Origin of the sequence: Cellulosimicrobium cellulans, assembly GCF_006539945.1 — a bacterium.
Classification (GTDB): Bacteria; Actinomycetota; Actinomycetes; order Actinomycetales; family Cellulomonadaceae; genus Cellulosimicrobium; species Cellulosimicrobium cellulans.
Genome location: NZ_BJNZ01000002.1, coordinates 163,720 through 176,375, shown reverse-complemented (window position 1 = coordinate 176,375; position 12,656 = coordinate 163,720). Strand labels below are relative to the sequence as shown.

The 12,656-nt window shown below is 72.3% G+C and carries 8 protein-coding genes and 1 pseudogene; 4 read left to right on the top strand and 5 right to left on the bottom strand.

Going from position 1 to position 12,656, the window contains the following annotated elements:
* The first annotated feature begins 128 nt into the window (after nucleotides 1-128).
* Nucleotides 129-1,574 (top strand): ThuA domain-containing protein, encoded by a 1,446-nt coding sequence (locus tag CCE02nite_RS20350; RefSeq protein WP_170227189.1) that lies wholly within the window; start codon nucleotides 129-131, stop codon nucleotides 1,572-1,574.
* Nucleotides 1,575-1,714: 140 nt separating this feature from the next.
* On the opposite strand, the gene CCE02nite_RS02345 is transcribed toward CCE02nite_RS20350, so the two are convergent.
* From CCE02nite_RS02345 to CCE02nite_RS02325, 5 genes are all read right to left on the bottom strand, one after another.
* A complete protein-coding gene (locus CCE02nite_RS02345; protein ID WP_141387815.1) occupies nucleotides 1,715-2,290 on the bottom strand; it encodes a CueP family metal-binding protein in 576 nt (191 codons plus the stop codon).
* 134 nt (nucleotides 2,291-2,424) lie between these two features.
* Nucleotides 2,425-3,474 carry a phosphotriesterase family protein gene (locus tag CCE02nite_RS02340; RefSeq protein ID WP_141387813.1) on the bottom strand — a complete coding sequence of 350 codons (1,050 nt, stop codon included), beginning with the start codon at nucleotides 3,472-3,474 and terminating at the stop codon, nucleotides 2,425-2,427.
* Nucleotides 3,471-4,577, bottom strand: coding sequence for a DMT family transporter (locus CCE02nite_RS02335; protein WP_141387811.1), 1,107 nt, complete (start codon nucleotides 4,575-4,577; stop codon nucleotides 3,471-3,473). The genes CCE02nite_RS02340 and CCE02nite_RS02335 overlap by 4 nt, the downstream gene beginning before the upstream one ends.
* 36 nt (nucleotides 4,578-4,613) lie before the next feature.
* Nucleotides 4,614-5,534 carry a ribokinase gene (locus CCE02nite_RS02330; protein WP_141387809.1) on the bottom strand — a complete coding sequence of 307 codons (921 nt, stop codon included), beginning with the start codon at nucleotides 5,532-5,534 and terminating at the stop codon, nucleotides 4,614-4,616.
* Nucleotides 5,534-6,277 (bottom strand): glutamine amidotransferase, encoded by a 744-nt coding sequence (locus CCE02nite_RS02325; protein WP_141387807.1) that lies wholly within the window; start codon nucleotides 6,275-6,277, stop codon nucleotides 5,534-5,536. Before CCE02nite_RS02325 ends, CCE02nite_RS02330 begins: the two co-directional genes overlap by 1 nt.
* 173 nt (nucleotides 6,278-6,450) lie before the next feature.
* Between CCE02nite_RS02325 and CCE02nite_RS21265 the strand changes: the two are divergent.
* The 3 genes and pseudogenes from CCE02nite_RS21265 to CCE02nite_RS02315 form a co-directional block, all read left to right on the top strand.
* Nucleotides 6,451-6,576: pseudogene (locus CCE02nite_RS21265) on the top strand (LacI family DNA-binding transcriptional regulator); the annotation flags it as partial.
* Nucleotides 6,568-7,476: a LacI family DNA-binding transcriptional regulator gene (locus tag CCE02nite_RS02320; protein ID WP_371861893.1), complete on the top strand. Its 909-nt coding sequence runs from the start codon at nucleotides 6,568-6,570 to the stop codon at nucleotides 7,474-7,476. The pseudogene CCE02nite_RS21265 and the gene CCE02nite_RS02320, both read left to right, overlap by 9 nt.
* 324 nt (nucleotides 7,477-7,800) lie before the next feature.
* Nucleotides 7,801-12,366 carry a TIM barrel protein gene (locus CCE02nite_RS02315; protein ID WP_141387804.1) on the top strand — a complete coding sequence of 1,522 codons (4,566 nt, stop codon included), beginning with the start codon at nucleotides 7,801-7,803 and terminating at the stop codon, nucleotides 12,364-12,366.
* Nucleotides 12,367-12,656: the final 290 nt, after the last annotated feature.

The window sequence follows — 12,656 nt, the reverse complement described above, 5'->3', positions numbered from 1 at the left end:
CGCGGCATCGGCAGCAGCCGACGTCCACGCACGCAGGAGTGCGCGCGCCGCCGGATGCCGAGGGTGCCCGGTGCTCGACCGAGGACCGAACGCCCGGCTCGCGCTCTCGACGACGAGGAGAAGCACGCATGGATTTGTTCAGCGGAAAGACGATCAAGCGGGCGGTGGCGGCGGCGGTCGCGCTGCCGCTCGCGGGCGGGGCGACGCTCGTGGCCGCCGGCCCGGCGGCCGCCGAGGAAGAGGACTACAAGATCCTCGTCGTCGGCGAGACGCTCGGCTTCCGGCACTCCCACATCGACGACACGACGCGCGCGCTCGTCGCGCTCGGGGCCGACAACGGCTTCACGGTCGACGTGTGGGACCCGCCGAACAGCTCCGCGGGGTGGTGGGGGAGCGGCTCGCCGGGCCAGCCCGACCTCACGATGGACTCGACGCCGTTCACGAGCGCCGAGGACCTGTCGCAGTACGCGACCATCGTCTTCGCGTCGCCGGTCGACAACACGAACTCGCTCAACCCGGCGACGCCGCGCCTGCTCGACGACGCCGAGCTCGCGGCGTTCCAGGGCTACATCCGCGGCGGTGGCGGGTTCGTCGGCCTGCACGCGGCGACCGACACGATGCACACCGTCCCGTGGTACAGCGAGCTCACCGGCGGCGGCGCGCGGTTCGTCAGCCACCCGCAGCAGCAGACGGCGACGATGCGCGTCGAGAGCCCCGCCCACCCCTCGACCGCGCACCTGCCGGCCGTCTGGGAGCGGTTCGACGAGTGGTACAACTACACGACGAACCCGCGCGAGGACGTCCACGTCCTCATCACCCTCGACGAGTCGACCTACTCCCCGGGCAACGGCGCGATGGGCGAGGACCACCCGATCGCCTGGTGCCAGAACTTCGAGGGCGGCCGGTCCTGGTACGAGGGCGCCGGGCACACCGACGCGTCGTGGACCGACCCGCTCTTCCTCGAGCACGTGCTCAAGGGCGTCGAGTGGACCGCGGGCGTCGTCGAGGGCGGCGGCAACTGCGTCACCTTCGGCGAGGTCGACGAGCTCGTGGCCGGCCTGAACACCTCCGCGGTGGGCGACGGCGTGATCGCGGGCGCCATCTCGTCGCTGCTCGGCAGCGCGCGCACCGCGGCCGAGGCGGGCGACCCGGTGACCGCGGTCCAGGTCCTCGGCGGCGCGCGGTCGCTCGTCGACCACCTGTCCGCGGCCGCGGGCGACCGCGAGCTGCTCGCGTCGAAGTTCGACGACCTCGTCGTCTGGCAGAGCGCGCTCGTCGACGACGGCCCGGCGATCGACCTCGCGGCCGAGGCCGAGCTGCGGACCATGGGCGGCAAGCAGTACGTCGCGGTGCGCGTGCTCAACGAGGACGACACCCCCGTCGACATCACCCTGGCGACGCCGTACGGGAGCAAGGAGTACGCCGACGTCGCGCCCGGGAAGAACGCCTACCAGGCGTTCGCGACCCGTCTCGTCGAGGCCCCTGCCGGGGAGGTGACCGTCACGGCGACGACCGAGCGCGACGGCGAGACCGTCACCGAGGAGCTCGTGCTCTCGTACGCGGGTACGGCCTGACGCGCCGTCCCTTCGCACCACGACGGCGCCCGTCGCACCCCGCGTGCGGCGGGCGCCGTCGCGCGCCCGGGCACGGTCGCGGCGTCCCGCGACCGCCCTGGGGCGCCACCGACCAGGCGGCGCTGCGACGCGCGCTCGCGTCAGGCGAGCTGGAGCGTCGTGAGGCAGGTGGGGTCGTCGGCGCCCGTCGAGACGGTCGTCGTGCCGACCCGCCCCTCGTGCTCCACGCGCAGCTCGGCATCCACGTCGCGCGGGAGCCAGAGGCCGACGAACCCGTTCGCCCCGAGCGTCGTGTCCTCCTCGACGAGGACCTCACCGGTGGCCGCGTCGACGACCGTGACGGACACGGGCTCGTCCGCGAGCTCGCCCTGGCACGTCGTCAGGGAGTGGTAGAAGCACTCGTGCGTCTCGTCCACGAAGGGCGCGACCGAGAGGTAGAACGTGTCCTCGGGCAGCGGGACCGTGGTCTCGTACGACTCGTACGACTCGTCCGCGAGCACGAGCTCCGCCGCGCGGACCGAGGCGACGAGGTCGGTCGGCCGGTCCGCCGTCTCCAGCCCCTCCAGGCGGTCCACGACCTCCTGCCCCGAGAGACCGGCGAGGTCGTGGCGGTCGAGCAGCGCGTCGAGCGCGGTCGGCTCCGGCGTGCCGGCCGAGCAGCCGGCCAGGACGAGGACGGCGGCGGTCACGGCGGTGGGGAGGGCGCGTCGTCTCATGCGCCGATCCTCTCAGAGCGCAGGTCTGTGACCAGGGCCGGAGGTCCCGGGCGCGCGGCGGCCGGGCCCCGACGCGACCGGTCGGGGCCCGGCCTGGGAGGGCGGCGGTGTGCGAGCCGACGGCGGAACCGCCGTCACGCGGTGAGCATCGCCACCGGGTTGTCGTGCGTGAGGCGGGCGAGCACGTCGCGCGGCACGCCGCGGGCGGCGAGCATCTCCGTGAACACGGTCGGGACGTAGGCGAACCCGTTGCCCCCGTGCTGCACCCACATCTGCTTGAGGAACACGTCATGGCTGAGCAGCACCTGGCCCGCGTGACCGGCCTCGACGAGGCGCTGCACCGCCGTCGCGGTCGTGTGCGGGTCGGGGGACACGCCCTCCTTCGGGAAGGTGATGTCCATGCCGACCATGTCGAACTCCAGCCAGACGCCTCGCTCGGCGACGGACCGCTGGTAGTCCGGGTCGTCCGCGGACGGGTCCATGTGGCACAGCACGACCTTCTCGGGTCGTACGCCCACCTCGTCGAGCACGAGGTCGAGCACCTCGTGCGCGCGCCGCTGCCACCCGGGCAGGTGCACCTGGAGCGCGACGTGCGGGTGCTCGCGCTGCGCGAGGGCCGCCGCGCGCAGCGAGGCGGCCTCGCCCGCGGTGAACGACGGCGAGACGCCGATCTCGCCGATGACCCCGGGCCGCACCCCGGTCCCGCCGATGCCGTCGACCAGCTCGGCGACGATCGCGGACGCCTGCGCGTCGACGGCCGCGGCGGCGATGCGGTCGCCCTCGAACTTCTCGAGGTACGCGCCGCAGCCCGCGACCACGTGCAGGCCCGTCCGGCGGGCCACCTCCGCGAGCCGCACGGGGTTGCGCCCGATGGCCGCGCTCGACGTCGCGTCGACGATCGTGCGCCCGCCCAGCGCGGCGAAGCTCTCGAGCTCCGCGGCGACCGCGGCGACCGGCTTGTCGGCGATGTTGTCCGCGCAGCAGTACGGGTCCTGGCGCAGCGCCCACGCGACCGACGCGGCGACCGGGGCCTCGACGACCGCCTCGGAGAAGCGGTAGCTCGGCGGGTCGAGCACGCCCGACAGGTCGTTGAACAGGTGCTCGTGGGGGAGCGTGAGGCCGAGGTCGGCGGCCGCGGCGCGGCCGGTGACCGTCTGGACGTGGCCGGCGGGCGTGACGCTCATCGCCCGCTCGCCTCGCCCGCCTCGCCGCCCGCGACGGCCGCCGCCACGGCGTCCTCGTGCTCGCCGTCGCCCGGCTCGTCGGCGTGGGCCGCCTTGCCCGACGGGATCATGCCGATCCCCGCGGCCACGAGCGCGATGACGGTGCCGATCACGGTCGCGACGTGCACGGTGTGGCCGAGCGCGGGGATCGCGGCGTCGAGGACGAGCGAGCCGACGAGCTGGCCCGCGACCGAGGCGAGGCCGAGCAGGAGCAGGCCGAGGCCGCGCACGAGGAGCGCCATGAGCGCGATGGACAGCAGGCCGAGCGGGCCGCCCAGGTACATCCACCACTCGCTCGGGAGCTGGAAGTCGACGCCACCCACGGCCGCACGAACGAGGTAGGCGATCAGCAGGGCGGTGAAGCCGACGAGGAAGTTCCAGCCGATCGAGACGAGCATCGACCCGGTGACGTCGGCGACGGCCGCGTTCCCGGCGGGCTGCCAGCCCGCGAGCAGGCCGCCCACGAACGGCATGATCGCGAGGATGATCGTGTGCGGCACGGAGAAGCTCGGCGAGATGACGACGACGGTCGCCGCGATGGCGAGCGCCGCGCCGAGGAGGCGCGTCGTGGTGAGGGGCTGCTTGACCGACGCCGTGACGCCGAGGCGGTCGCAGATGACGCCCGAGATCACGAGGCCGGAGATGAGCGAGATCTGGAACGTCGCGACGCCGAGGACGCCGACGGTCACGCCCTCGGACAGGACGATGACGGCGCCGCACAGTCCCGCGAGGTAGTTCCACCACGGGATGGTGCGCGAGCGGATCAGGCCGGGGATCGCGAGCGCCTCGCGTCGGGTCGCGGGGCGCGCGAACACGACGACGAACATGAGGACCAGGCCGGTCCCGAACGAGATGAGGGCGGCGGCGTGACCGTCGCCGATCGTCTTGCCGAGCTGGCCGTTGACGGCCGCCTGCAGGGGGCCGAGGGCCCCCGCGAGGACGGTCGCGACGACGAGCAGGGCGGTCGCGGTGTCCTTGACCCTGCTGCGGCGGGCTGACGAGTTCAGAGCACCTCCCTGAGTGCCGGACGGGGAACCGGTGGTCGCCGGCGTGGTGTGCTTCATTGCGTGACCGTGCCTTCCTCCGACGGTACGTCGGACTTAGCTGTGGAGCGGAATCCTGGTGCCCTCGGGGGCCAGGTCGGTGGCGCGCGGCAGGGAGTCGACGGCGCCGTGGCGGGTGGTGGTGGAGGCGGCGACGCGCGCCGCCCAGCGGGCGGACTCGACGAGATCGCCGCCGTGGAGGACGCCGTCGGCGAGCGCCGCGCAGAACGAGTCGCCGGCGGCGGTCGTGTCGACGGCGTCGACGCGCAGGGCCGGGACGGTGACGGGTGCGCCTCCTGCGGGGACGACGAGCGCGCCGTCCGCCCCGAGGGTGACGACGACGTCCCCGGGGTGGTCGAGCGCGCGCACCATGGCGAGGACCTCGTCCTCGTCGGCCGGCTCGGTGGCCGACCCGACGAGGGTCGCGAGCTCGAACCGGTTGGGCACGAGCACGCGGAACGCGGCGCGCACGGCGGCGGGCAGCGGGACGGCTGGCGCGGGGTTGAGGACCGTGATGCCCGTCGCCGTGGCGGCGACGGCGCGCAGGGCGCCGAGCGGCGTCTCGCACTGGCACAGGACGGCGGCCGCGTCGCGCACGAGGTCGGCGCGCTCGGCGACGAACGCCTCGTCGACGACGGCGTTCGCGCCGGGCTCGATGACGATCGTCGACTCGGGCTGCTCCCACAGCACGACGGCGACGCCGGTGGGGCGGTCCGCCGTCGCGAGGCCGTCGAGGACGAGGCCCTCGACGGCGAGGCGGCGGCGGATCGCGCGGCCGTCGTCGTCGTCCCCGACGGCGCCGACCATGGCGACGCGGCGGCCGAGCCGGGCGGCGGCGACCGCCTGGTTGGCGCCCTTGCCGCCGGGGGAGCGGACGAGGCCCGTCGCGGAGACGGTCTCGCCCGAGCGGGGCAGGCGGTCGACGGTCAGCCTGAGGTCCATGTTCAGGCTCCCGACGACCACCACCTCGGGCGTCATCAGCCCGCGAGCCAGGTGACGGCCTGGCCGAACAGCGGGCCGTAGCCGGCCCAGTCCATGAACTCGCGCGGGGCCCAGTGCGGGGAGATGTCGGAGGCGAACGCGAGCGTGCGCCCCTCGCCCTCGGTCCGGACGGCGACGAGCGGACGGCCCTCGATGGTGGCGAGGACGGTCGCGTCGGCCTTGGCGGTGAGGCGCTGGTAGCCGAGGAGGATCGGCCACTCGCGGTCGAGGCCGGCGGTGACGGGGTGCTCGACGTCGGTCAGGGTGCCGCCGATGCCCTCCGGGGTCTCCTCGCGGTCGTCGTACGGGAGGATGTCGACGGGCAGGACGGCCTCGACGGCGGTGCCGTGGTAGTTCGCCTTGGCCTGGAAGCCCTGGAAGCTGAGGTACCCGCCGGCCATCATGAGGCCGCCGCCGCGGCGGACCCACTCGGCGAGGAGCTTGAGCCGGTTCGGGAACGGGCGTCCCTGGGAGAACACGACCGGGGGCAGCAGGAGCGAGTTGGCGCCGATGTCGGACAGGATCACGACGTCGTAGGCGTCGAGCTCGTCGAGCGTGGAGGGGAAGTCCTCGGCGACGAGGTGCGAGGGCAGGTGCGTGACCTCGTGGACCTCGGCGGCCAGCGCCTCGAGCAGGCGCGCGCACCCGATCTCGAGCTGGGCGTGGGGGAACGCGTCGTACCCCTTGTAGTCGGTGGTCGCGTTGATCCACGACTCCCCGGCGAGCAGAACCCGGCTCATCCCGGCCTCCTTGCGATCAGGTCGCGCGGCGACGTCTGCGACGACGACGTTGCGCAACGTTGTGTGGCGTTGCGCAAGACCGTAGGGTGGAGGTGCTCGGCCTGTCAACACCGCTTGCGTGACGCGGTGCCGGTAGGGTGCAGGGGATCTGAGACGCAAGCCGTGGGAGGAGAGCCATGACGCTCACGCGTGTTGCGCAACGTGCCGGCGTATCGACCTCGACCGCCTCGCGCTACCTGCGCGGGCAGCTCAACGTGCAGCCGGACACCGCCGCACGGATCGACGCCGCGGTGCGCGAGGTGGGGTACGTCGTGCCCGCCCCGGACCCGGTCGCGCGCGAGGACGAGCGCAGGACCGGCGTCGTCGCGCTCGTCGTGCCCGACTTCGTCAACCCGTTCTTCACCGCCCTCGCCGAGGAGGTCGCGCGCCTCGCGGGCGACCGCCGCGTCCCGCTCGTCGTCGCGCTGTCGACGCGGCACGGCGACGCCGAGTCGGGACTCGGTCAGCTCCTCGCGAGCGACGGGTCGCTCGGCGGCATCGTCTACGTGGGGATGTCCCGGACCGACGACCGGCTCGCGCGTGCCGTCGCGGACGGCCTGCCCGTCGTCGTCATCGACGAGGAGGTCGACCTCGACCTGCCGGTCGAGACGATCACCGTGGACAACTACGGCGGCGCCTACCAGGCCACGAGCTACCTCGTGCAGCAGGGGCACCGGCGCATCGCGCACGTCGCCGGGCCCGCCGGGCTCTCGACGACCCAGGACCGCCTGCGGGGCTACGTCGACGCGATGCACGACGCCGGGCTCGACGTCGACCCGGACCTCGTGCGCCACGGCCCGTACACCGAGCAGTTCGGCGCCTCGACGTTCCCCTACCTCACGCGGCCCGGGAACGCGCCGACGGCCGTGTTCGTCGGCAGCGACATCGTCGCCGTCGGGATGCTGGGCGCGGCCGAGCTGCACGGCATCTCCATCCCCGAGGACCTCTCGGTCGTGGGGTGCGACGGCATCCGCGTCGGCCAGTGGCTCCGCCCCAAGCTCACGACGCTCGAGCAGCCCGTCGCGGCGCTCGCGCTCGCCGCGATGGACGCGATCGAGCGCTCGATGATCGGCACCCGCCCCACGGACCCGCCCGCGCGCACCGTGCTGCCGCTGCACCTCGTCGTGCGGGGGTCCGTCACGCGCGTCGTGACCGCCTGACCGCCGGGTCGGACGTCGCGCCCGGGCGCGCGATCCTCGCGTTCGGCGGTATCGACCGACCGACTTCCAAGGATTACTCGTCGCAACAATTGCCAACAAGTATCGACTTTTGACTTGGCACGGACGAAAGCCCGCCGTAGGGTCGGTCCCAGTGCGACGGAGGGGCATCGCATCGTCCGTCGCACCGGGCCTCGCGTTCGAGGCCCAGCCATCCGGAGCCGACCGATCGACGGTGATCGTCGTGCGGCCGCATCGGGAGCGCGCGTGCCTGGCGCTGCTGGTCCGGCGGTCACCGTCGTCGCGTGACGCGTCAAGGAGGACGTCGTGCACAGACGAACGACCATGGGCCCCCGCAGGCTCGCCAGAAGAGGTGTCGCCGCGGTCCTGTCCGCGGCGGTGCTGGTACCGCTGTCGATCAGCGCAGCCGGCGCGCACCCCGGGCACGAGGAAGCGACACCGGCCGCCGACGAGGCGACCGACTGGGACAGCTACGAGAAGGTGCTGCTCAGCAAGAACACCGGCGAGCCGATCGACCTCGCCGTCCTGCCCGACTCGCGCGTCCTGCACACCGCGCGCGACGGCGTCGTGCGCCTCACCGACTCCGCGACGGGTCTGACCACCCAGATCGCGGACCTCGACGTCTACTCCAACTCGGAGGACGGGCTCCAGGGCATCTCCCTGGACCCGGACTTCGAGGAGAACCACTTCGTCTACATGGTCTACGCGCCCCGCGTGATGGAGGGCACGTCGCCCTCTGGTGTGGAGTACCCGGAGACGACCCCGTCGGGGAGCGCGCCGAACTCGCTGCCCGCGGGCGAGGACGAGAGCTACTGGGACCGGTGGCTGGGGTACAACGTGCTGTCGCGGTTCACGTGGGACCCGGCCACGGCCGCGATCGACCTGTCCACCGAGCGCGAGATCCTCAAGGTCGACGCGCAGCGCGGGCAGTGCTGCCACGTGGGTGCGGACATGGCGTGGGACGCGGAGGGGAACCTGTTCCTGTCCACCGGTGACAACACCCCGGCCAGCACCCCGGGCGCGAACGGGTACGCGCCGAACAACAACGCTCCGGGCATGAACCCGGGCTTCGACGACCGTCGCGGTGCGGGCAGCACGAACGACCTGCGGGGCAAGATCCTGCGGATCAACCCGATCGAGGACCTCGCGGCCGGCGCCGAGGTGGGTCCGGGGAGCACGTACACGATCCCCGAGGGCAACCTCTTCGACGACCCGCAGTACGACGACGTGCGCGACCTGGTGCGCGAGGAGACCTACGTCATGGGTCTGCGCAACCCGTTCCGGATCGACTACGACGTCGAGTCCGGCGCGCTCGTGTGGGGCGACTACGGCCCGGACGCGGCCGCCGCGAACCCCGACCGTGGCCCGATGGGCTACGTCGAGTGGCAGCTCACGACCGAGCCGATGAACGGTGGCTGGCCCTACTGCCACGGCCCCAACGCGAACTACAACGAGTGGGACTACGCGACCCAGACGCCGGGCGACTTCTTCGACTGCGAGGCCGGTGCCGTCAACAACTCGACGTGGAACACCGGCCTGGACGTGCTGCCGCCGGCGACCGCGCCGCAGGTCTACTACGGCGACAAGGCCGGCGACCAGCCCGAGCTGCTCGACCCGCTGACCGAGTGGGGCGGCGGCGGCCAGGCCCCGATGGGCGGACCGATCTACCGCTACGACGAGAACCTCGACTCGGACGTCAAGTTCCCCGAGTACTGGGACGGTCACCCGCTCATGGCGGAGTTCTCCCAGGACTACGTCGCGGCGTTCACGCTGGACGAGCTGACCTCGGACGGCGAGGTCACCGCGGTGGAGGACTTCCTGCCGAACGACCACCTGGAGACGGTGAACCAGCCGATCTGGGACAACGTCATGGACATGGAGTTCGGTCCCGACGGTGCCCTGTACGTGCTCGAGTACGGTGACGGCTTCTTCCGCCAGAACCCGGACGCCGGCCTGTACAAGGTCGTCTACGGGTCGTCGAACACGCACCCGCGCGCCTTCATCTCGGCAGACCCCGTCTCGGGCAGCACCGCCCCGCTCGAGGTGACCTTCGACGCGTCGGCCTCGACCGACGCCGAGACCCCTGCCGACGAGCTCGTCTACGACTGGGACTTCGACTCCGACGGCGTCTACGACGCCCAGGGCGTGAACGTCACGCACACGTTCACCGAGCTCGGCCAGTACGACGTGCAGCTGCGCGTCACCGACGCGGGCGGCAACTTCGGCCTCGCGATCCAGCAGGTCACGGTCGGCAACACCGCCCCCGTCATCACGCTGGACCAGCCGGACGGCGCCATCTTCGACTGGGGCGACGCCGTCCCGTACACGGTCTCGGTCGAGGACGCCGAGGACGGCAACCAGCCGACGTGCCGCAACATCCAGTACACGTTCGGACTCGGCCACAACACGCACGCGCACCCCGAGGTGAGCGGTCGGGCCGCGGACACCGCGGACGGGTGCGGGTTCACGATCCAGACCAGCCCCGACGCCGTCGAGCACGGGGAGGGCGAGAAGATCTACGGGACCCTCGTCGTGACCTACACGGACCAGGCGCAGGGCGACGTCCCGGCCATCCGCGGCGAGGCCACGCACGTCCTCAAGCCCCAGGAGCAGCAGGCCGAGTGGTACGACGCGGCCGAGGGCATCGAGGTCGCGGACGACGCCGAGGCCGACGCGGGGAAGTACGTGACCTCGTTCGACGAGGGCGACTCGTTCTCGTACCAGCCGATCGCGTTCTCCCACGCCCCGACCGGTGACGCCATCAACGCCGTGACCATGATCGGTCGCGGCGAGGGCACCGTCTCCCTGGGCTGGGTGGGAGCCGACGGCGAGACCGTCGACTCGCTCGCCGAGTTCCGCTTCGCCGGTGACACCTGGAAGGACGCCACCCGCACCCTCACCGAGGTGCCGGAGGGCACCGGGACGCTCGTCGTGACGAGCACCGGTGGTGTGGACGTCGACAACCTGACGTTCGGGCGGAACGTCGTCGTCCCGGCCGACCAGGTGTCCATCCAGCTCTACTCGCTGATCCCGTGGGTCCGGGCAGACGGCCAGGAGGCCGTGCTCGACCGTCTGGGCGAGATCGGGTTCCAGAACGTCGAGCCGTACGGCGGCAACTACGCCGGCCTGACCGCCGAGGAGTTCCGTGCCCAGGCCGACGCAGCGGGGCTGAAGGCGCCGTCGTCGCACTACAACGTGGGCGAGGCGGACTTCGACACGACGCTCGAGTACGTGGGCGAGGTCGGGCAGCAGTACGTGGGCTCGGGCGGCTTCCCCTCCCCGGGGATCGGGACCTACGAGAACACGCTGGCCACCGCCGAGGCGATGAACCGTCTCGGGGAGCGGGCCGTGGACGCCGGCTTCGAGAAGTTCTTCGGCCACAACCACGACCGCGAGTTCACGACGAAGTACATGCACGACGGTGTCGAGATGTCCGCCTGGGAGATCCTCGTCGCGGAGACGAACCCGGAGTACGTGACCTTCGAGGTGGACGTCGCCTGGGCGGCGCACGCCGGTGTCGACGTCGCGGCGCTGCTCGAGCAGCACGGCGACCGCATCGAGCTCCTGCACATCAAGGATGCGGTCAACCTCAACGCCGGTGGCCGTCCGACGTTCACCAACCTCGGCGACGGCGACGTGCCGCTGCAGGACATCCTGGCTGCCGCGGCCGAGGCCGGTGTCGTGTACTACGTCATGGAGTACGACCAGGCCCCGGACGGCGAGGACTTCGCCACCACCGGGTACGAGTACCTCACCGGTGAGCCGGCGGGCGGCTCGGACGGTCCGACCGAGCCGGTCACCGTCCCGGTGGACCAGGTCTCGATCCAGATGTTCTCGCTGATCCCGTGGGTGAACGCGGTGGGCCTCCCGGCCGTCCTCGAGCGCCTGTCCGAGATCGGGTTCCAGAACATCGAGCCGTTCGGCGGCAACTTCGCGGGCTACACGGCCGAGGAGTTCCGCGCGCTGGCCGACTCGTACGGCCTGAGCGTGAAGTCCTCGCACTACAACGTCAACGAGGGCACGTTCGACGACACGCTCGACTACGTCTCCACGCTGGGCCAGGAGTACGTGGGCTCCGGCGGGTTCCCCGCGCCGGGCATCGGCTCGTACGAGAACACGCTGGCGACGGCCGAGACGATGAACCGCCTCGGGGAGCGCTCCGTGGACGCGGGCGTCGGCAAGCTGTTCGGGCACAACCACGACGGCGAGTTCCGCACGACGTACGAGCACGAGGGCGAGACCCTCTCGGCCTGGGAGATCCTGGTCCGCGAGACGAACCCCGAGTACGTGACGTTCCAGCTCGACGTCGCGTGGGCCGCCCACGCAGGGGTCGACGTCGTCGCGCTGATCGAGGAGTACGGCGACCGCATCGAGCTCACGCACATCAAGGACGCCACGAACGTGGCGGGTGCGGGTCGTCCGACCTTCACCAACCTCGGTGACGGCGAGGTGCCGCTGCAGGAGATCCTCGCGGCGGCCCAGGAGGCCGGTGTCCGGTACTACGTGCTCGAGTACGACCTCGCGGCGGACGGCGAGGACTTCGCCACCACCGGGTTCGAGTACATCACCGGCCTCGAGGCCGGTGAGAACGAGCGCACCGTCACGGTGACCTCGCAGGCGCGGTGCCTCGCCGGGAAGGCCTACCTCGCCGTCCGTGCGCTCAACGACGAGGACGTCCCGCTCGACATCACGATCGAGACGCCCTACGGCAGCAAGACCTTCGAGGACGTCGCACCGGGCAAGAACGCCTACCAGTCGTTCAGCACCCGGTCGGACGAGCTCGGCGCAGGCAGCGTCACCGTCACGGCGACGGACGCCGAGGGGGGGACGGGCACGGTCACGTCCGAGTACGACCCCCTGTCGTGCGGCTGACGCCACCGACGCAGGTCTGAGGCACGGCTGAGGCCGGGTGAGGCGGACGTCCGACGCCGCCTCACCCGACCTCGCTCGCCGGCCCCGCGCGGACGACGGCCCGGGGGACGAGACCTCGTCTCCCGGGCCGTCGCGGTGCGCGTCGGTCCTCAGCTCTCCTCGACCTGGTCGCGGACGTCCCCCACGTCGCCGCATGGCTCCCAGCAGGGCTGACGCGGCGACGCGCCGACCGCGAGCAGCGTCTCGGCTCGCGAGCGGAGCCGACTGTGGGGAGCATGGCGGTGGTGTCG